The organism is Bacillus sp. 1A (assembly GCF_052682215.1).
The window spans coordinates 4,012,865-4,032,527 of sequence record NZ_JBQYLZ010000001.1; the positions used below are offsets into that span (position 1 = coordinate 4,012,865).

The window sequence follows — 19,663 nt, forward strand, 5'->3', positions numbered from 1 at the left end:
GCAAAATATGCGTATACCCTATCTCTATAACGGGAGAATCCGTCGCACCATCCCTAAACAAATTAGTTCCTTGCGCAGCTCCAAGCCTTTTTTCGTCAAGCTGTATACCGCTCTTTCTCAGCTACCAGAGCTCTCTGTACGTATTCTTTCTTAACTACTCTTCTCTTCCATGCCATTTTAAATATTAGTTTTTTCATATGATAATTTATAACACCTTTATTGTCAAACTTTTTCGAATAAAAACTCTATCTAAATAAATGCTTTATCGCTTCTAATTGAATTTTGTGGCTACACTCATCGCAACAATATGTTCCTTTCGGTTTCTCTTTAAATCGTTTATATTTTTCACTACCTTCGTAAACACGAAATACATTTTTGCAAGAAAAGCAAACAATTTCATAAAACATCATATGCATTTTCCTCTCCATGTTTATACATTTTTTTAATCACTTAAGAAAATCAGTTTTCTATAGTACAAATCTTAATATCCTCTGACTAAAAGGTTTACCTTCATTCTTATCGAATTATATAAATATCTTATAAGTTGAGGTGAACATCTTGATCAGTAATATAGAATTGGTTTTAGATGCTAAAGCAAGTTTAGCTGAAGGACCATGTTGGAATGAAAATATTGGAGCTGAAACTATATGAACCGTATCGATTACATAAGAAACGAAGAAAGGAAATATCATGACCTTTGCTATGAACAATACAAACTATTTGAAACTGGTTCTTGGCTTTATAAACCGGTTAAAACAGTTCTGGACTTGATGGATTACTTTGAAGGACAAACTAACTTACAAGTACTTGACCTCGACTCTGGCGTTGGTAGAAATAGTATTCCAATTGCACAAAAAATAAAAAATGCTAGCGGCACTGTTACATGTGTGGACTTACTTGATTCCGCTTTAACAAAATTACAAACTTACAGCAAAGAACATGATGTATTTGAAGTCATAAAAACAGAACAAGCAGCTATTGAAAACTACTATATTGCCCCTAACACTTATAATTATATCGTTGCAGTATCAAGTTTAGAGCATGTTCAATCAGAAGAAGATTTTAAAAAAGTGCTCCATTCTATGAAAAAAGGGACAAAGATTGGTGGTATCAATTGTTTCATTATTAACTCGAACATACAAGAAATTGACTTACATACGAATGAAGAATTAGTTGCTTTAATTGAAATTAATCTTCCCACTGAAGATATGCTACATCTATTAAAAAGCATTTATAAAGAATGGCAAGAAATAGAAATTGAAATAAAAGAATTAGCTTATAATATAGTCCGAAACGAAAGACACATTCAATTAAAAACAAATGCTATAACATTTGTTTTTCAGAAATAAAACTATAAAAGGTAAGGTTTTTTCCTCATATATTCATAGAAACACCCTTACCTTTCAATTGTAAATACTTAGAAATTTGCTTCGTTATTAGTTTTAACTTCATTTAAAACATTATTTTTATTAGAAATACTATTTAGCTATTAATTGAATTCATTCATTTATTAATAATTGCTTGTCGAGCTTTTTCTTTATCATCAAAATGAATAGTTGAATCTTTTAAAATTTGATACGTTTCATGCCCCTTCCCTGCAATCAAAACAATATCATTAGTAGATGCCATGTGTATTGCATGATTTATAGCTAGTTCACGATCTACTTCTATTTTATAATTCAAATTATTATTCTGTGAAAATCCTTTTTCAATATCTTTAATTATTGCCTTCGGGTCTTCCGAACGTGGATTGTCAGAAGTAATAAAAACAAAATCGCTATAACTTCCAGCAATTCCACCCATTATAGATCGTTTTTTTGCGTCTCTATCTCCACCGCAACCTAAAACAGTAATGATTTTACCTTTTGAAAACTCGCTAATTGTAGAGAGGACATTTTCTAACGCATCCGGTGTATGAGCGTAGTCCACTATTACAAGGAAATCTTGGTTTTCGTCTATAATTTCCATTCTACCTTCAATGCTCTTTAAGTTACATAAGCTGTCACTAATGTTTGTAAGCGGAATACCTTCAACCAATGCAGCTGTTATTGCTGCTAATGCATTATAGACATTAAAGCGGCCTACTAGATTTAGATTGATTTCTATTTCTCCATTAAAGGAAGAAACTAAAAACTGAATTCCTTTTGAACTTAAAGTTATGCTCTTCGCTTGAACATCTGCTCCATTATGTATCCCATATGTGATCACTTCAGCAGAAGTAACTTTTTTAAAGTATTCTACCGATGGATCATCTGCATTCAAAATAGCAATTTTTTGATCTATAGTAGAAAAATCATTTCCTAATCTTGAAAAAAGAAGACCTTTTACGTGCTTATATTCCTGAAATGTTCCGTGATAATCCAAATGATCTTGCGTTAAATTTGTGAAAACAGCAGTTTTAAAGTTACATCCTTTAACTCTCTCCATATGTAACCCTTGTGAAGTAACTTCCATAACACAATAATCTACATTTTGATTTTTCATCATTTGCAAATTCCGTTGAAGCGTTGGAGGTTCTTGTGTATTAATATCAGTAGGATACCATTTCGAACCAACTTTCACTCCGTTATTCCCCATAAGCCCTGTTTGAAATCCATAATCAGTTAAAATTTTTTCAAGTAAATAGGAAGTGGTTGTTTTACCATTTGTTCCTGTAATTCCAATTAGCTTCATTTTATTAGACGGGTAACCATAGAAATGTGACGCAATAACTGCCATAGCGTATCGTGCATCATTAACAATTATTTTAGGTATTTCAATATTTACATCTCTTTCTACAATTAACGCCACAGCGCCATTTTTTACTGCATCTTCAACAAATTGATGCCGATCTTCAAGAAAACCATCAATACCTGATACACATATAAATAGATTTCCACTAGTTATTTTTCTAGAATCCATTTCTAATCCCGTAATTTCTACATCCATATCCCCAACGATTTCTTTAATCAAAAATAAATTCGCCAGTTCTTTAAGTTTCAAATCCCCGTCCCCCTTTATACATCCTCCTATTAATTTTACCATTTTATTCAAAGTTTATGGTTTTAAATTCCATATTAGTTGAACGCAATATAATCATCTTTAATAAACAAAAAAATAAAAGAGCACTTGTTTCCGCAAGTACTCTTTTAGGGGATTTTGAGATACCCTATTAAAGAAAGTTAAGGTTACTTAAAGTTAATAGGTAATTATATTATATGCTTGTCCTTTTTATTTGTGCATAATCAATATATAAACATCTTTAGTAATTGTTAATAACTTTTATCCCGCTTTAATGGGCAGTAAGACCCCCACCTCAAAATTCAGCGAAAGCAAAGAAGTTAGGTGGGGGATCAACTGCCCATTAAAGTCCGATTGGTTCAACTAATAATCAGTGGGGGATGGAGAACCCCCCCCACTGATTAAAGTTTCACTTTATTTATAGTTCTTTCTTGCATTTTATCATTAAGAAATTGATTGAAGGTTTATTTGTCATGTTCTTGTTTGGTTCATCAATTTCCGAAACTTGTACTAATCCATATTTATTAAAATCTTGTTTTATAGATTCAGAATCATAGAAGAACATGTTTACGCCTTCCATTATCTCATAATAGTCTTGCTCCAACTGTTTTCCTTTTCCATACATTGGAGCTTTTTTTGAAACTGTTGTAAAAACCATATATCTGCCTGGTTTTAACTGATTATAACAATCTTTAATAAATTTCTCTCTTTCCTGCTCATTCAACAAATGAAGAAGTGCATGACTAAATATCCCATCATATAGTTTATTATCAAAAGGCATTTTGTTTACCGAACCGTGATACATACTAACATCTTCTAGTCCGTTTTCTCTTGCTAAATCGATCGCTGTTTTCGAAATTTCAATGCCTGTTACATTTATACCATTTTCGATAAATACCTTTGCGTTTCTCCCATATCCAATACCCGGAACTAATATGTCTTTAACATTGTTTTCCACAAAAAAATCTTTTGTCAAAATTGCAGATTCTGTAGGTTCAAACCCCCACATCGTTTGCTTCTCAATAAAGCTTGATTCCCAAAATTCCATTATATTTCTATCTCCTTATTCTTATCTCATGTTTAATATCAGATGAAAGCCATATTCATTTTAAAGCTGCTTTTTTCACCACAGTCACTATAGCTCCATTGAATATAGCATAATAATAAGCCTATATCTATTTTAAAGATTGGTGTAAAACTCACTCTTTTTTATCAACCCATATGTTTTTGTAGAAAAATAAAAAAGCCAATACTTTTGTTGTGGTATTAGCTTTTCTCAGGAGAAATTATCTTTTTGTATTGTGCTGATCTAATATTTTTTCTAACATTTCTAAAGTTATCGGTTGAGCTTTCTCTATTAATTGATAACCAATACGTCCATTCGGCTCAGCTGTAACTTGCTGCAAACTCTTTAAATCATGAATTCCTTTTTCTCTTAATTGCATATAAAGTTGTTGTTCAGACATTTTTGCCTTCATCAAGTTCGCTTTAATAATCTCTCCGTTTTCAACAATTACAAAGCTACTCCCATTTAGGAGTTGTTCCGCCTTCCTTGATTTCAGTTCAAAGAAATGAATGATAAGAAGTACGCTTGCAAATATTACAGCTGCAAATATAGATGGGACTACTTTCCTACTTAATACAGGCTCTACAATAATACGTGCTATTGATACTACTATAATGATTTCAGCTCTCGTCATTTGGCTAACAGATTTACTACCCGTCATTTTTAATGCAAGAATCCCAGTAAAAATTAAAATAATACTTTCAAAAATAATATGCATAATAGCCCAATCCTTTAATGGTAAATGTTATTAGCATTCCCATTTTATATAGCATTCTAAATGAACTTTAATTAAACTTTTTTGTGAAAATTAAAAGTTACATATATAAAAAATGGATCTATTTAGATCAATCTTTTTTCAATAAGGATTTGATAATCCATCTTCTATTGTCAAAAAAAACAAAAGCACCCAAATGGATGCGTATAGATTAAACTTATTCATTATTACTTTCTCCACTTTCATCATCAACTGATTTCAAGTCTAACATGCTGCCTATATCGGGCGGTAAAGCTAACTCTATACCAGCTACTGGTTGATTATCTTCATTAAACCATTGTTTCTTAAATTTAATCAATTCTTCATTTTTCTTATTTTCATCCATATTACCCCGCCTTTTATGTACATGATATTAAATACTTTACTTAATATGTACATTAAGAAAGATAATATACTTTTTATACATAATGAAAAAGCAAAACCCCTGCCTGGTTTACATACCCGATGTACCTATAAAAAAATTCTCGTACATGTTACTCCGCGCTCTGTTATCATATTAGTCTCGAAACATATGTAGGCTATGTGACAAGTATCTGTTCGTTTTGTTCATTATTCATATGAGACAAATACTTTTAAAGGAGTAATTATTCCTTGACTTAATTCCTTAAAACATTGAATGCGTCCTGTATATAAATGTTAAAAATGAAGAGTTATCTAACGAAGAGCTTCTAAGCTTATTTTGTGTACGGTACCACTATGAAAGAATCCCAAAGTTACTACGAGAATACATCATGAACGATGTTGTCATTGATTTAGATACGGACTATACTTATATTCCTAATAGATAACAGTAAACTAGTTGAAATGAATAGAAATTACGATTCAGCTAAGTGTTTAATAAAATAAGTGAATGCCCAAATTAATGTCGCAAATTGAGTGACAAAATACATTGTCCATTCAAAACCAGTCAATTTCCTCTCTCGTTTCACTTTCTTTAAGTATCTGTAAAATATAAATGTACTTAAAAACATAAGTAACAATGATAATTGCTGTAAATCATCCACTATACGTACCCCCATAGACTCCATCAACCTCCTATTCAAAGTAAATACTATACCTTAAGGATATCACCTATTGGTAGTTTATTTCCATTTAAAACAATTATGTCCTAAACAAAATGAGCACTCAACAATTGAGTGCTCTAAAAAGTATTAACGTAACAATTTTCTTCTAGTTTTTATAACTCAGTTCTATCACTTCCAATATAAGATTACTATCATATTTCCTTTTATAGAGGTAACGTCAGGAAAATACGAATTTTCAACGTTAAGGAATTTTCATTACTCCATAACCATTTTTAAGTTATATTCAAAAACCATGCTTTGACATTGTCTAGAGCATGATAATTATTTAAACAAATATAAATCTGCTAAGTTAATTTTTTAGCTCATCTATTTATTGAATTCATTAACTGGAAGAAGTATTCAGGTTTATGAGTCTTATTTAGGTTATACCATGCATGTAATGTATCTGGTGCAAATACATCTAATTTTTTCAGTACTTCCATCGCAAATTCCAGAGGAGCTATTCCTGATGCAGTAACTAAATTCACATCAGATACCGCAGATCCCAACTCATAGAACTTTTCTCCTTTATAGTTAGGACATACCATTTTAGTGTATTCTAAATTATTACTTGTATGCTTTCTAGTATCTAAGTATCCCATATTGGCAAGGGCCTCAGTTGCACCACAAATTGCAGCAACAATAGTGCTAAACTTTAAAGCTTGGCCAATTCTTTCCAAGATAGGCTGATGAATTTCTTCACTCCAAGTAGTCCCTCCTGGTAAAATTAAAAGATCTTTACTCTCAAAAGTACATTCATCAAGGGAAATATCTGGTTTTATGCTCAGTCCCCCCATAGTAGTAATCATTTCTTTATTAGCTCCTACTGTAATTACTTTTAAAGGTACTAAATCTTTTTTAAAATATCTTCCTGAGTTTAGTTCGGTAATTAAATATCCATATTCCCAGTCCGACATTGTATTAAATACATATAGAAAAACTTTTTTTGTTTGCATCCCATATCACTCCAATCACAATTGATATGGATATTATAATATAACTTCCCTGACAGTTAACGTCAGGGAAGTTATCATACTTCATGAAATTTTATTAATTCCGACAGTACTTCAATAAGTCTTTTCTTAAGACTTATTGGCTCAATAACTTTAATAGATTTATTGTACGGTAAAAGTAAATAAGGTACATATGTATGTATCATATCTTTTTCAAGAAGAAAAACTGCTTGATTTGAAGTCCGCTCTTGTAAATAATGTCCTAAAAACCAATGTTGGCAAATATCAGCCAATACACTTTTATCCCCACTAATAACCAAAGAAATAATTCCTTCTTTATCTTCTATAGTTGGAAGAAGATTTTTTATAAAAAAGTCACGTGCTGAAAAATTTTCTGGCCGGTTAAACTTATTTTCGGTTAGCATTAAACTTTCAATTCGATCTACTCTAAAACTACGGATATCATTCCTAAGATGACAAAATCCAATCACATACCACTTATTATTCCAATAGATAATTCTGTACGGATCGACCAATCTATAATTTAATTGCTTTTTGCCACTTTTATAGTAGAGGATTTTTATTGAGTACCCGTCAGTTACGGCCTGCTCCAATTCCTTCAAAAAATGTTCCATAGAGAGTGAACTAAATCGACTGATTACTTCTAGACTACTTAAATGTTGGTTTATCTTTGCTTCCTGCTCTTGATTTGAGTATTTACTTAGTTTTGAAATGGCCCTATTTAATGCTTTACCTCCATAATATCCGGCTTCTTCTGCAAAAACAGCAGCGTGAAATAGTGAAGTTTGCTCTTCAAAATCAAAAAAAAGAGGAGCCTCAATAAAATTGTTCAATAAAGTGTATCCACCGTTATGTCCTGGTTCTGAAATTATAGGTACACCACTTGTTGAAATTGTATCAATATAACGATACACAGTCCTTATATTCATCTCTAACTTTTCTGAAATTTGTTTCGCAGTAATTTTTTTACCTGAGCGAAGCATCCATAGAATCGCTAACATATTATCAATTTTAGGCATGTAATTCCACCTCTCTATGGAATTTATCCCCTATTATATATTTCTGATTTTTAGTATAACTCATCAACTGTTCCTTTCCGATAGCTTTCTATATAATGAGGCCATAAACACATTTATAATTTCACAAATTTGATTTACAATCATATCTACCTCTTTATAAAGCTTTACTGCATAATTCATTCCTGCATGATTTTTATGGTACTTCTTTAACCGACCTTTAAACTTTCCTTCTTTCTTAGCCAGTTCAATCCCTTCACGCGGCCGCATACGGATAAGATCACGTTCTAATGGGTTTGCACCCGCCATAAACGTAATTAAGAATTGGCTGTAGGGATTATCTTCTGATAAATCTAGCCATGTATCTTTTAAGGATTTTATTTATCATCTTTATTACAATATTTAGTAACAACAATATCTTCAATTATTATAGCGCTACACACAAACAAAAGAATTATTTTGCGTCTCAAAACAAACCTTCTTATTCATTTTATTCTTTTTTAAATTGAAAATTTAGACGTTCCGCTTGTTTGATTTCCTCAATTACTTTACGAATTCCTTCTTCAATCCTTTCTTCCTTTACATTCGATACGTTTAACTTTAATAGTCTTTCTTTCGGAAAACCTCTCATATAATTTTTATCAATAGTATCAATACTTATTTGCATTTCATTTAATCTTTGGAAAAACATTTCGGAAATACTCGTTTTTTGTAATTCTAAACAAGTATGGATTCCAATTGTATTATGCTTTTTATATATGAATAAAAGCGGGTTTTCACTATGAGTTCTTTCTAATGTTTCTGCTAGTTTTTTAGATCTATCGTGATAGGAAGATTTAATTTTATTTTTATGACGTTCAAACATTCCACTCTTTATATAAATTTCTAAAGCAGCTTGGGATATCATAGGGCTATCAATATCTAAAATCTTTTTATATTTATGGAAATCATTTGCAATGGATGGCGGAATGACCGCAACTCCAACCCGTAAACCTGGAAAAATAATCTTCGAATAACTTTTTAAATATATTACATGATTACAATTATCCAAGTTATATAACGGATCTGCTTTTGAATCCATTTCTAAATCTGCTAAATAATCATCTTCCACTATAAATACATTATATTTCTTAGCCAGTAGCACGATTTTTTCTTTCTCATCTTTAGAGTAAGAAGTTCCAAGTGGATGATGATATCTTGGTATTGTATAAAAGAATTTTATTTTACCTGTTCGAAAAATGTGTTCCAATTCATTTAAGTCAATACCTTCATTCGTACGTTTAATACCGATTACAGGAATTTTGTTTATTTCTAGATATTCAATATATAGATGATATGTTGGTTGTTCAATTAATATCGTTTCACTTTCATTTGGAAATGGTATAGAAGTTAATATTGCTAGCGCCTGCTGTACACCTGACGTTATAAAAATATTCTCTTCTTTAGTGAAGACTTGATAGTTTGCCAGTTGTTTTTGAATAACCGGAATTAAAGATGGTAAACCTTTCGGCGTCCCATATACAAACAAGTCATTTTTATATGTATCAATAGCTTTATTAATACAATGTTGAAAATCTAAATATGGAAAAACATCTGGATCTGGTGCTGAAGAAGCAAAATCAATTATCTCGTCATTTTCTACCAAACTCCCTGATTTTCGAACAACGTAGTATCCACTTTGAGGGATGGGATAAATAATATGACGCTTTTCTAATTCATGTAGTGCCCGTATTACTGTCGCCTTATTGCATTCATATTGCGTAACAAGCGATCGTATAGACGGTAATTTCTTTCCTTCTTTTATCACTCCATGTTGAATCATGTTTTCTATATCGTTAAAAATATGTAAATACTTATACATTATTTCACTCCCTTATGCAAGGACTTAAAAAGTTTCCTCATTCTTAAGCAAACAGAAATACATTCCATCTATTACTTTAAATTTTAACATTATTTCACATTTCCTTCTTTTAACAAGGAAATTACAATTAATAAGTAGAATATCTCCATGAATAAATAAAAAGTGAGGGATATGTTATGCAGCGCTTAAATACAATTGATATTAGTAACGTTCTAGAATTAGAAAAGACTCTTTCTACTTTATTAAATGAAGAGATTTCTTCAAAACTAGAGCTTGAAAACTGGTTAAAAAAACAATCTACAGTCATTTGGGAAATTGAAGAACAATTAAGATCGCACTATATCGCCTTTCAATGTAATACAGATAATAAAAAAATAAAAGATACTTTTGAATATGATCAACAATATGTACGACCTCTTTTGAAACGTTATCAAAATTCATTTGATAATAAATATTTAGAGTCTCCTTTTCGAATGGAACTTGATTCAAAAACGTATAGCTTACTAGATAAAAAAATAAAGAATGCGCAGACTTTATTTTTTGAAAAGAACATTGATTTAGAAGTAAGAGAAGACAAACTAGTAACCGAATACTTCGAAATTACCGGTGGTTTAACCGCGCTATGGGACGGTGAAGAAAAAACAATTACTGAACTACAGTCTTACTTACAAGATCCGGATCGTCATATACGAAAAAAAGCAAAAACGCTCATTTCTGAAACATTTTTATCTGTTGAAGATACATTACAAAATATATTAAATGAATTAATCGCAATCCGTCATCAAAAGGCGCAAAACATTCAATTAGATAATTATCGTGATTATATGTTTAAAAAACATGAACGTTTTGATTATACAGCAGAAGATTGCTATGAGCTTGCTGAATCTATTCGTAAATACGTAGTACCACTTATCGATAAAATATTTAATGAGAAAAAATCTGAACTTCAAGTGGATAGTCTTCGTCCATGGGATCTAAAAGCAACCACACCAAATCAAAAAGCATTAAAACCAATCGAAGACGCGAGTGATTTAATCGAAAAAAGTTCTCATGTTTTACACAAACTAGACCCTGAATTTGCAACATTACTGGACCGTATGCATAAAAATAATTGCTTAGATTTAGAAAGTCATAAAGGAAAAGGACCTGGAGGATTTTGCGAACACTTACCTGCTTCGCAACTATCTTTTATCTTCATGAATCTCAATCATACACATTATGACGTTACTACTTTCCTCCATGAAATGGGCCATAGTATTCATAATGAATGTATGAAGCAACTAGAGCTACAAAAATATTTAGAAATCCCTTCCGAATCAGCTGAGCTTGCTAGCATGACAATGGAATTATTTTCGATGGAGTATTGGGATACATTTTATGAGAATACAGAAGAATTTATAAAAGCAAAATTAGATTTCTTTAAAGATATTGTTAAGTACTTACCACAAATGCTTATCGTTGATCAATTTCAACATTGGATGTATGAAAATCCTAATCATACTGCTAAAGAAAGAAATGAAAAGTATTTAGAATTACATAAAACATACCAATCGAACGTCGTAAATATTGAAGGGTATGAAAATTGGATTGCAACTAGCTGGTTACCTGTACTACACATATTTGAATTACCATTCTATTACATCGAATACGCTATCGCACAACTTGGTGCACTACAAATGTATAAACAATATAAAGAAAACCCTAAACAAGCAATAGAAAATTATAAAAAAGCTTTATCATTAGGTAGCTCTAAATCTTTACCGGAAATATATGAAGCGGCTGGCATTCGTTTTGATTTTTCTGGCGAAACAATTAAAGAACTAATGTTATTTGTAGAGGGCGAATTAGAGTCACTTAAACAATTATAAGAAGGAAGCTGTTCCTATATTTTAGGTTCAGCTTTCTTCTTTATTTTATTTATTAATTCTATGTACTGAGAATCACCATATCCGATTGTTGGAAAAATTTGAAACAACTTTATTAATAATTCATGATTTGATAAACCTTGATTTTTAGAGATGAATTTCATTACGATATTATCTTCTTTTAGCATTTCTAAATATAAGTCTATAGCCTGATACATTACAGGTGGTACTTTATAGGATGTTTTTTTATGGTTTACTAATACTTCATTGTATATAGAAGAATAATTCCCCAATTCAAGTTCAATTTGATTTACTTTAAATTCATCTTCTCTGAAGTTATTTAAGTATACTTTCCCTTCATAGCAAGACTGTTCAAGGTATGAAAGTAAAGTAAGTAGATTCATTTGGCAAAACATATCTTCACCGAACCATAAAACAGTACATTTATACTTTTTTGTAAAAAGATTTTCTAACGGATCTATAACCTTTTTTGTATAACTTTCTACTGAACTGTTGTGTCCTTCTGCTCTTATATTAATAAACTCTTCATTAAAAACTCGTATAGTAGCCGTGTTTACACACATTGCTTCGTTAAATGGAGCGTAATCAGACTCACCCATTAGCTTTTCAGCTTTAAATTCTTCATACATCATTTGACCATTCAATATGTTTAATACATCTTTATCAAACAACTCATTATTATTGCTACGTAACTGCTCAACCTCAAATTTTCTAGAAATATTCATTTTAAACTCCCCTTCTTTATTTATATTGAGTTTAACAAATGATTGAATAGGCATGTTGTTAAGTTGATATTCTCTTGGATTCATTCCAAAAACATTTTTGAAAGCTCTACTATAAGCCTCTTGCGAAGAATAATCATAATCTAATGCAATATCTATTATCTTTCTATCATTCTTCAAATCCTCCGTAGATAAATACAGTCTTCTTAAAAGAATATAGCGCCTAATACTAATGCCTGTTACTTGGTGAAATCTAAAAGAACAGTAATACGGAGAATAACCCATATAACGCGATAATTCATTTAATGAAAATCCTTCTTTTAAATTGCTCTCAATCCAATCAATCATCTTCTGTATATGTTCATTCATTTCCTTCACTCCTTATTTATAATAATAAAAGAGGTTCGTTTCTTTCTTTTGATATTTCTTGTGTTTTATAACATGAGCCATTCTCTAAGATTTTCAAAATTTATATGTAAGTATTAATTTTATTTTTTTAGCTATCTTATTTTTTGATACATTCTATTAACTTTTCAATTTAGCGTTAATTAGTATGATGGATACACCTTACCACTTTTTAAAAGTCAATTTACATCATATTTTATTTTAAAGGATTTCAACTATTAAACACGAATTTTGTAAATTAAGATTCTTTTAGTTCTCTAGTTAACAAATATAAGTTTGGAAAGGACGCTACAACGAACGAGCTAGAAAAAGAAATACTCCAATTAATAAATGAACGATATCCATTAAATTTTATTAACATTAAACCTATAACGAATGCAATGTATCAATGTCTTACAGAACTAGGTTCATACTTCATTAGAATTACAAACTACAAAAAATATGAAGAACAATTAGAAGAAGTTGCATATACGAACTTTTTATATGAAAATGGTTTAGCATTTCCTCCAATAATACCTTCTCTTAATGAGAATTTAGTAGAAAAGTTAACATTAGACAAGGAGATTTTTGCTGTATTATATAAAGCTGCGCCTGGCATACATTTACCAAGGTACGAATGGAATTCTAATATATTTAGAAAGCTTGGTAAACAAATTGGAAAATTACATCGTATTTCTAAAAGCTTTGAAAAGACTAAACCGGTTAAACATATAAACGATTGGTATGAAAATGAAGAGTATAAATTTCTTAAGTATATCCCTAAAGAAGAAACTACTATAAGAGAAATTGCATCTGACGTTTTAACTTCTATAAAAAAGCTACAAAAATCCACTTCAAATTACGGCTTAATTCACGGTGATTTATGGTTAGAAAACATTTTAGTTGAAAACAATTCAAACTTAACAATGATTGATTTTCAAGACTGTGAAAAACATTTTTACATATTTGATTTAGTCGTTCCTATTTATAGTGCGATAGAATATTCATTTGCTGGAAATGGGAATATAGCAGACTATGAACATTCTATTACAAAAGCACTATTTGCCGGGTATCAAGAGGAAAATGAACTACCAAAAGAGATGATAGACAGGTTTCCATTGTTTATAAAATTAAAGGAGCTTTTTGAATATAGCTTAATGCATATGTATTGGGATAAAGAAGAATTAACTGAGGACCAAGTACGAATAATGAACCTTTATAGGATGAAGATCGAAAATAAATATACCTATATCAATGTTTAAAAATGCTGTTGTTTAACTACAAGTATACTCCTCTATAAACTCAGTGTAATTATACTAAAACCTTTCTCCACGAAAAGATAAAAAACTTACCACTCTCTATCTTTAAATAGAAAGTGGTAAGTTTAATTTACTAGGAATATCGGAAGGAAAATGTGGTGTATACACAATTGAAAATGCATATCCTTGCTCAATAAATGATATTTCATTATGTTTACATTGAAATGGTACACTATTTCTCTTAAAGTTAATTTGGATTTGCTGTAAAAATACAGGGTCCGGTGTTCCGAAAGAAACATGCACTTTCGGTGGTAAAGCTTTCATCGCAATTGGGATCCAAGATCGCTGCCACCAAGTCGCAACAATATATGCAGTGCCACCTATAACAAAATTGAAAATATCCCCATCTTCCATCGTTTTCATATTGAGATTTGATTTCAACCATTTTGTAAATACTGGTACACTTTTAACGGGAAGTCCGATTTCTCTTACATATAAAACGTTTAATGGTGAATGTGGTACTAATACATCTTCTTTAACATAACTATGCGCGATAATTTCGAGAAGATTTCCATCTCCATCTCTGAAATATAAGTTGAATCGACCGCTCTCTTCATCAATTGTATGACCATCTTTCCATTTCGCAATAAGTAATCCAGACTGTTTTAGCCATTTTGCTGTTTCATGGAATTTTGAATATGGAATCTCAAAAGCGAAATGTGCAGGTGCGATTAGTTCGTATACTTCTTGAAAACTAATTGTAGTGTATGGTGTTACTTCAAATTGAATAAAAGATGCCGTTTCTTTTTTTATTGGAAAAGATAATATGTCCTTATATACTTGTTTTACCCCTTTTATGGAAACCGTTTGTAGTTTAATATCTGATATATGTGTAATCATTATAATTAACCTCCAAATTCATTATATCTATTAGTATTGTATTTTAAAAACTAACAGGAAAAATCCACCTGAAGATTGAAACTTTAATTAACAAACTAATACTTTTGTATTAGAACAGTTAAGTTAACATTTTCGGCTAATGCCATATATCTTAAACTAAAAGGAGTGTTGTATTGTGACTCAAAGAATTTCCTACTATGAAGCTGCACCTGATGCTATGAAAATTATGATGGACATGGAAAAGTACACACAGCAATCTACGATTAATCGCACGATTAGAGAACTTATTAAAATTAGAGTTTCTCAGATCAATGGCTGTGCTTACTGCTTAGATTTACATACATCTGATGCGCGAAAAGTGGGAGAAACTGAACAAAGGATTTATTGCTTAAGTACTTGGGATGAATGTACTTTTTATACAGCAGAAGAAAAGGTCGCTATTGAACTAGCTGAACATATTACACTAATTCCTACTAAAAGAGTTCCTAATTCCCTATACAAACGAGTATGTGAACATTATGATGAAAAACAATATATTGACCTTGTCTTGATTATTAATCAAATTAATAGTTGGAATAGAATTTCTATCGCGATGGGAAATACACCTGCTAAAAAATAAAACTGTAAGCAAAAATCTTACTTACTCTATACGTTATTTCTATATTACATACGCTCCAAAAGGTTGATTTTTATATATTACAAAAATCAACCTTTTGGATTTATATTTAACTTTACCGATGTTTTCTTATTTCTTCTACTATAACTTTCGGATAATCCCAATGTTTCGTCCTTATGCATACCTCTTACAATATTAATCATTGTTGTACCTCTCGCATGCCAACATACTTTATTATTTATTTCTATACCAAGGCCCTTAACTCCAATCTCTAGTAATGAAGACCATCTTGTATAACCTTCTTTTCCACACAAAAAGCTGCTTTTTGAAAGAAAAGCAGCTTTTAATCTATAACACATTATAATTTAACAGCAATAATCATAAACCTTTTTGAATTCGTATAAATCCCTTTTTCAGAACTATTTGCATCAATGAATTTTTGTAAAATAGTAAAATCATCTTCCTCTTCTCCAAATCTAGGAATAATGGGTGTATGTTTTAACAAGAAAATAAGATCTTCAGGCGTACTGTAATAATCAGTAACATCATATTCACGTACTTGCACAAGTTCAAATCCTGCATTTATAAGTTCACCCATATACTTTTCTTTTAAAGTTCCATCTCTTTCGCCTAAGCATTGTCCTCTTCCAAATGCCTTTTTCAAGTTCAATTTATCATATTCGCTAACTTGTTGCGTTAAAAACAAAGCACCTTTTTTCATTACTTTTGCTAATTCAGATGCTATAAACGGTGCGTGACAACTAGAAGCAATATCAAAATACGCATGTGGAAACATTAAAACTTCAGAATCCATTTGAAAAAACTCAACATTTTGTACACCTGATTTTTTTAAATTGGAATGTGCCGTTTCAATCATGCCATTAGAATTATCAATTCCAATTAACAATTTAGCTGAAGATGCTATGTTAAGTACATTTTCTCCTCCACCTGTACCAACATCAAGTAGAGTGTCTGTTAGTTTACATCTTTCTTTCACTTCTCCATAAAAGTCCCATGTATCTCCTACAGTTTCACATTTTATTTTACTAAAATCCCAACCATTTACTCTTCCTACTTTATCATAGAAGCTTTTATACTCTAGTTCGTTCATTTTATGTGTTCCCCTTTGTTGATACTTATATATTAAAATGTATTATCAATTATTTACTCTATATTTGTAAGCCAAGTTTCATAAAATGCTTGAATAGTACGATACCTTTTATTTTTTTCTTTATGTAGCGCTTTTTTACATATATTATATAATTCTTGAGTGCTTTCCCATTTTTCAAAACTTTTATCATTTTTTCCACCGATAAAGGCAAAAGCAATTCCAGCTAACACATATACATTCGTTTCACTTGTAATTTGCGCATGCAGTTCACATTCCTCCGGTGCTTTAAAGCGACTTGTTCCCCAAAAATCCTCCCCAATTTCATTGAATACAGGTTTTTTTTGAAAGAAATCAATATCACAAATCGTAAGTTTTGATTGTTCAAAATTATATAAAATACTACCGTCATAAAAATCAACCATGACATATCCTAATGACTCCACATAGACTGCAAACTCAAAAATTTGTGTTAATATGTTAAGTCTCTCTGTCACGGATAATTGTCTTAACTTAACAAAAGGCGAATTTGGTGCATGGTGCTTTTCAAACGTTGTAAAATCCCAATGATTGTGCATGCATTCCCCATCAACCCAATGGAATCTTAAACAAAATCCATTTTGCATTTGAATAGAATTTATATATGGAACTAGTAAAGGATGTTGAATTTCTTCATACACTTTTTTCGCCTTCATTAATCGTTGAATTGCGTCCTCTATATTTCCTTTGTATTCTATATTGCGTGCACCAGCATACTTCAAAAAGTAACGATGTCCATTTTCAATAATACCAAAGCTAATATTTCCTGAATCTTGCTGATCAAAAACAGTAAACACTTCTACATCCTTTAACCAATTAAAATTATGATCCTCTGCCAATGTTAAAGGATATTGATTTTTTCCTATTGTAATATTTATCATGCGCTGCTCCTAGCTTTGAGCGAACGTAGTTTATAGAGGTATGATACGCATACTCAAATTATTTTTACCTCATATTTTGTTTTCTTCTGTTTGTTCATAAAACATCACTCCTTTCCAATAACCGCCTTTAATTACATTCAATAACTACCAAAATATTCTTACTTTCTATTATACATAATAACAATAATAGAAAGTTTAATTTTTTAATTACACTATACTAAAATACAAATTATAAGAAAACCCTATTCGATACCGCACTTGATTTGCATAATAATTTTATAGTTAATTTTTAGAATCTAAATGTCCTTTATCTCAACTACAAATACCTTTAAGTTATTAGAAACCGCTGAAGTAATATAGCATCCCTTTTTAATAGTTCTGCTAAAAATAAAAGTTGCGGAAAAGGTTGTAAAATTAACTCTTTATTCATTTTTTCTTTGAATCTTGCTATTCCACCTTGCTTAATATAATCATTTAGTGTTATTTCCTTACTACAAATTAGCCTAATATCGCTTACTGAAAGTAATAATAGCCCTTTCGTTTCAGAAGATGGATTTGGCTCATTTTCTGAATGCCCCATATACATAATAGATAAATTTTCATCTGGACTATCAATAATTAATATTGGATTAACTTCATTTTCTACTTTTATTTTCTTTGATTGTGCATTCCAACTCTCTTTATAGTATGTAGTTGGTGAATTCAATATAGTAATATCAATAGAGGCTTCTTCTTTCACTTCTCTTTTAGCAGTTTCTACTGCTGTTTCATCCGCCTCTTTATGTCCTCCAAGTCTTACTACACCTAATGTATCACCTTTACTCGTTGGTCCAACTTGAAAAACAAATAAATTCTTATACATTACATATGCACCAGATGTTCGTACATTCTTATCTATATGTATCAATATTTTCCCTCCTAAATTAACCATCTCATAAACCAGTTTACTATAATTTTATTATGTCCTTAAATTATCTTCAATCCAACACACAACATCAAGTAAATTTTCCGCTATATAATTAGGCGCCGTTTCTATCCACGAATTTCTATACTTTGTTAATGAGCTTTCTCCCCATCCTGTTCGTACCAAAATCTTTTTCATATTCGCCCTTTCAGCTGAAATTATATCCGTACTCCCTGTATCGCCAATAAGAAAACAGTCTTTTAAACATAGAACATGTTCTTTCACTGCTTTTATAAGTAAACCTATATTCGTTTTTTGCAGTCGCAACTTGTCTTGATATTTATGGATATATTTATAAAGAAAAAAGGCATATAAATAATGCCTTTTTTCTTTTTCCTCACTTAAATGGAAAACAGACTTCTGTAACCCACTTACTAGGATCCGATTCCATCGCTGGGCTCACATGATAAATATTAAACATTGGTCCTGCTAATTCGTAACCTTCTGTCTCAATCCATTTTGCGGCTGCTTCATTTACGTTTGTCATTTGTTCATAACTTCCGCTTACTGTTATAGAAGCTACTTTGATTGGCTCTATTTTTTGAAAATAAACATCTTTTGTATTTTCATGCTTTCCTAAGATATTTAGCTGTATTTCTACATCTACATCATTTTCTTTGTATTCTTGATCATGGAAGACAGCGATACTATAACTCGGATGGGCCATACTAATATTTTTAATATGCATTTCTCGCATCAATATACTCCATAAATCGCCTTCACAATTATACGATGAAATAATCTTTCTAACACTAGCTACATTTCTTTCTGGAATTTCTTTTATTGAAACGTGGTAATTCATCTCAACAACATCCTCTCTCATCGTTTTCATTGAATCTTCGAGGAGACGTAATTGTTTTTGGAGGTTAGTCATGTCTTCTTTAATTTGAGCACTACGATTTAAAAATTGCTCCTTAATACCATCTATATTATCGCATTCTATTATTTCTTTAATGGTAGCGATATTAAATCCCATATCTTTTAACGTTTGAATTTGATTTACTTTCTTTAATTGGGCTGCTGAATAGTATCGGTATCCACTCTGCTCATCAACTTTTATTGGTTGTAATAATTCCACTTTATCGTAGTGTCTCAACATCCGAATACTAATTGAAGATAGTTTTGAAAAGTCTCCTATTTTAAACATG

The 19,663-nt window shown here is 30.8% G+C and carries 20 protein-coding genes, 3 pseudogenes and 1 other annotated feature (1 of these 24 only partly in view); of the genes and pseudogenes, 4 read left to right on the plus strand and 19 right to left on the minus strand.

Translation table 11 applies throughout. The features are described 5' to 3' along the window. Positions 1 to 179, minus strand: a binding site (T-box leader); it reaches 78 nt to the left of the window's first position. Positions 180 to 245: 66 nt separating this feature from the next. Continuing rightward, a complete protein-coding gene (locus tag ACUN0F_RS20515) occupies positions 246 to 416 on the minus strand; it encodes a DUF2197 domain-containing protein (protein WP_000551050.1) in 171 nt (56 codons plus the stop codon). Between the two features lie 231 nt (positions 417 to 647). On the opposite strand from ACUN0F_RS20515, the gene ACUN0F_RS20520 reads away from it, so the two are divergent. Further along, the gene (locus tag ACUN0F_RS20520; RefSeq protein ID WP_445540041.1) at positions 648 to 1,349 is read left to right on the plus strand and encodes a class I SAM-dependent methyltransferase; all 702 of its coding nucleotides are present in this window, start codon (positions 648 to 650) and stop codon (positions 1,347 to 1,349) included. 154 nt (positions 1,350 to 1,503) lie between these two features. Here the strand turns inward: ACUN0F_RS20520 and ACUN0F_RS20525 are convergent, their stop codons facing one another. The 10 genes and pseudogenes from ACUN0F_RS20525 to ACUN0F_RS20570 form a co-directional block, all read right to left on the minus strand. Beyond that, the gene (locus ACUN0F_RS20525) at positions 1,504 to 2,982 is read right to left on the minus strand and encodes a UDP-N-acetylmuramoyl-L-alanyl-D-glutamate--2,6-diaminopimelate ligase (RefSeq protein WP_445540042.1); all 1,479 of its coding nucleotides are present in this window, start codon (positions 2,980 to 2,982) and stop codon (positions 1,504 to 1,506) included. 436 nt (positions 2,983 to 3,418) lie between these two features. Further along, positions 3,419 to 4,048 carry a class I SAM-dependent methyltransferase gene (locus tag ACUN0F_RS20530; RefSeq protein ID WP_088610241.1) on the minus strand — a complete coding sequence of 210 codons (630 nt, stop codon included), beginning with the start codon at positions 4,046 to 4,048 and terminating at the stop codon, positions 3,419 to 3,421. A 238-nt stretch (positions 4,049 to 4,286) separates the two neighbouring features. After that, positions 4,287 to 4,784 (minus strand): DUF421 domain-containing protein, encoded by a 498-nt coding sequence (locus ACUN0F_RS20535; protein WP_264461590.1) that lies wholly within the window; start codon positions 4,782 to 4,784, stop codon positions 4,287 to 4,289. Between the two features lie 214 nt (positions 4,785 to 4,998). Then, positions 4,999 to 5,166 carry a hypothetical protein gene (locus tag ACUN0F_RS20540; RefSeq protein ID WP_087985878.1) on the minus strand — a complete coding sequence of 56 codons (168 nt, stop codon included), beginning with the start codon at positions 5,164 to 5,166 and terminating at the stop codon, positions 4,999 to 5,001. A gap of 490 nt (positions 5,167 to 5,656) precedes the next feature. Continuing rightward, positions 5,657 to 5,860 (minus strand): hypothetical protein, encoded by a 204-nt coding sequence (locus tag ACUN0F_RS20545; RefSeq protein WP_000538966.1) that lies wholly within the window; start codon positions 5,858 to 5,860, stop codon positions 5,657 to 5,659. A gap of 368 nt (positions 5,861 to 6,228) precedes the next feature. Beyond that, positions 6,229 to 6,861: a type 1 glutamine amidotransferase family protein gene (locus ACUN0F_RS20550; RefSeq protein ID WP_445540043.1), complete on the minus strand. Its 633-nt coding sequence runs from the start codon at positions 6,859 to 6,861 to the stop codon at positions 6,229 to 6,231. Positions 6,862 to 6,935: 74 nt separating this feature from the next. Beyond that, positions 6,936 to 7,898 carry a helix-turn-helix transcriptional regulator gene (locus tag ACUN0F_RS20555; protein WP_445540044.1) on the minus strand — a complete coding sequence of 321 codons (963 nt, stop codon included), beginning with the start codon at positions 7,896 to 7,898 and terminating at the stop codon, positions 6,936 to 6,938. Positions 7,899 to 7,961: 63 nt separating this feature from the next. After that, positions 7,962 to 8,276 (minus strand): annotated as a pseudogene (locus ACUN0F_RS20560) (helix-turn-helix domain-containing protein); the annotation flags it as partial. After that, positions 8,276 to 8,365 (minus strand): annotated as a pseudogene (locus tag ACUN0F_RS20565) (carboxypeptidase regulatory-like domain-containing protein); the annotation flags it as partial. The pseudogenes ACUN0F_RS20560 and ACUN0F_RS20565, both read right to left, overlap by 1 nt. Before the next feature lie 20 nt (positions 8,366 to 8,385). Continuing rightward, the gene (locus ACUN0F_RS20570) at positions 8,386 to 9,756 is read right to left on the minus strand and encodes an aminotransferase-like domain-containing protein (protein WP_445540045.1); all 1,371 of its coding nucleotides are present in this window, start codon (positions 9,754 to 9,756) and stop codon (positions 8,386 to 8,388) included. Between the two features lie 176 nt (positions 9,757 to 9,932). On the opposite strand from ACUN0F_RS20570, the gene ACUN0F_RS20575 reads away from it, so the two are divergent. Next, positions 9,933 to 11,624 (plus strand): M3 family oligoendopeptidase, encoded by a 1,692-nt coding sequence (locus ACUN0F_RS20575; protein WP_445540046.1) that lies wholly within the window; start codon positions 9,933 to 9,935, stop codon positions 11,622 to 11,624. A gap of 14 nt (positions 11,625 to 11,638) precedes the next feature. On the opposite strand, the gene ACUN0F_RS20580 is transcribed toward ACUN0F_RS20575, so the two are convergent. Further along, a complete protein-coding gene (locus ACUN0F_RS20580; protein ID WP_264461593.1) occupies positions 11,639 to 12,733 on the minus strand; it encodes a helix-turn-helix domain-containing protein in 1,095 nt (364 codons plus the stop codon). A gap of 350 nt (positions 12,734 to 13,083) precedes the next feature. On the opposite strand from ACUN0F_RS20580, the gene ACUN0F_RS20585 reads away from it, so the two are divergent. After that, positions 13,084 to 14,010 (plus strand): phosphotransferase enzyme family protein, encoded by a 927-nt coding sequence (locus ACUN0F_RS20585; protein ID WP_445540838.1) that lies wholly within the window; start codon positions 13,084 to 13,086, stop codon positions 14,008 to 14,010. Between the two features lie 102 nt (positions 14,011 to 14,112). Here ACUN0F_RS20585 and ACUN0F_RS20590 read toward each other — a convergent pair whose 3' ends face one another. Then, positions 14,113 to 14,907: a VOC family protein gene (locus tag ACUN0F_RS20590; protein ID WP_445540047.1), complete on the minus strand. Its 795-nt coding sequence runs from the start codon at positions 14,905 to 14,907 to the stop codon at positions 14,113 to 14,115. Between the two features lie 175 nt (positions 14,908 to 15,082). On the opposite strand from ACUN0F_RS20590, the gene ACUN0F_RS20595 reads away from it, so the two are divergent. Next, positions 15,083 to 15,526, plus strand: a complete 444-nt coding sequence (locus ACUN0F_RS20595) for a carboxymuconolactone decarboxylase family protein (protein WP_445540048.1) — start codon at positions 15,083 to 15,085, stop codon at positions 15,524 to 15,526. Between the two features lie 146 nt (positions 15,527 to 15,672). Here ACUN0F_RS20595 and ACUN0F_RS20600 read toward each other — a convergent pair. The 6 genes and pseudogenes from ACUN0F_RS20600 to ACUN0F_RS20625 form a co-directional block, all read right to left on the minus strand. Continuing rightward, positions 15,673 to 15,840 (minus strand): annotated as a pseudogene (locus tag ACUN0F_RS20600) (alpha/beta hydrolase); the annotation flags it as partial. Positions 15,841 to 15,881: 41 nt separating this feature from the next. Next, on the minus strand, positions 15,882 to 16,634 hold the full coding sequence (locus tag ACUN0F_RS20605; RefSeq protein ID WP_445540049.1) for a class I SAM-dependent methyltransferase: 753 nt from the start codon (positions 16,632 to 16,634) through the stop codon (positions 15,882 to 15,884). Positions 16,635 to 16,687: 53 nt separating this feature from the next. Further along, positions 16,688 to 17,551, minus strand: coding sequence for a serine/threonine protein kinase (locus ACUN0F_RS20610; RefSeq protein ID WP_445540050.1), 864 nt, complete (start codon positions 17,549 to 17,551; stop codon positions 16,688 to 16,690). A gap of 328 nt (positions 17,552 to 17,879) precedes the next feature. Then, positions 17,880 to 18,458 (minus strand): NUDIX domain-containing protein, encoded by a 579-nt coding sequence (locus ACUN0F_RS20615; RefSeq protein ID WP_445540051.1) that lies wholly within the window; start codon positions 18,456 to 18,458, stop codon positions 17,880 to 17,882. Positions 18,459 to 18,509: 51 nt separating this feature from the next. After that, a complete protein-coding gene (locus ACUN0F_RS20620; protein ID WP_241675969.1) occupies positions 18,510 to 18,740 on the minus strand; it encodes an HAD hydrolase-like protein in 231 nt (76 codons plus the stop codon). 112 nt (positions 18,741 to 18,852) lie between these two features. Next, entirely contained in the window at positions 18,853 to 19,662 is an 810-nt protein-coding gene (locus tag ACUN0F_RS20625; protein WP_445540052.1) for a MerR family transcriptional regulator, read from the minus strand. Position 19,663: the final 1 nt, after the last annotated feature.

What these genes read in the sequence shown, in the direction of transcription:
- ACUN0F_RS20535 (WP_264461590.1), bottom strand. Translation starts at nt 4,784, where the DNA reads ATGCATATTATTTTTGAAAGTATTATTTTAATTTTTACTGGGATTCTT.
- ACUN0F_RS20605 (WP_445540049.1), bottom strand. Translation starts at nt 16,634, where the DNA reads ATGAACGAACTAGAGTATAAAAGCTTCTATGATAAAGTAGGAAGAGTA.
- ACUN0F_RS20570 (WP_445540045.1), bottom strand. Translation starts at nt 9,756, where the DNA reads ATGTATAAGTATTTACATATTTTTAACGATATAGAAAACATGATTCAA.
- ACUN0F_RS20545 (WP_000538966.1), bottom strand. Translation starts at nt 5,860, where the DNA reads ATGGGGGTACGTATAGTGGATGATTTACAGCAATTATCATTGTTACTT.
- ACUN0F_RS20530 (WP_088610241.1), bottom strand. Translation starts at nt 4,048, where the DNA reads ATGGAATTTTGGGAATCAAGCTTTATTGAGAAGCAAACGATGTGGGGG.
- ACUN0F_RS20575 (WP_445540046.1), top strand. Translation starts at nt 9,933, where the DNA reads ATGCAGCGCTTAAATACAATTGATATTAGTAACGTTCTAGAATTAGAA.
- ACUN0F_RS20580 (WP_264461593.1), bottom strand. Translation starts at nt 12,733, where the DNA reads ATGAATGAACATATACAGAAGATGATTGATTGGATTGAGAGCAATTTA.
- ACUN0F_RS20540 (WP_087985878.1), bottom strand. Translation starts at nt 5,166, where the DNA reads ATGGATGAAAATAAGAAAAATGAAGAATTGATTAAATTTAAGAAACAA.
- ACUN0F_RS20590 (WP_445540047.1), bottom strand. Translation starts at nt 14,907, where the DNA reads ATGATTACACATATATCAGATATTAAACTACAAACGGTTTCCATAAAA.
- ACUN0F_RS20610 (WP_445540050.1), bottom strand. Translation starts at nt 17,551, where the DNA reads ATGATAAATATTACAATAGGAAAAAATCAATATCCTTTAACATTGGCA.
- ACUN0F_RS20625 (WP_445540052.1), bottom strand. Translation starts at nt 19,662, where the DNA reads ATGTTTAAAATAGGAGACTTTTCAAAACTATCTTCAATTAGTATTCGG.
- ACUN0F_RS20520 (WP_445540041.1), top strand. Translation starts at nt 648, where the DNA reads ATGAACCGTATCGATTACATAAGAAACGAAGAAAGGAAATATCATGAC.
- ACUN0F_RS20550 (WP_445540043.1), bottom strand. Translation starts at nt 6,861, where the DNA reads ATGCAAACAAAAAAAGTTTTTCTATATGTATTTAATACAATGTCGGAC.
- ACUN0F_RS20515 (WP_000551050.1), bottom strand. Translation starts at nt 416, where the DNA reads ATGCATATGATGTTTTATGAAATTGTTTGCTTTTCTTGCAAAAATGTA.
- ACUN0F_RS20555 (WP_445540044.1), bottom strand. Translation starts at nt 7,898, where the DNA reads ATGCCTAAAATTGATAATATGTTAGCGATTCTATGGATGCTTCGCTCA.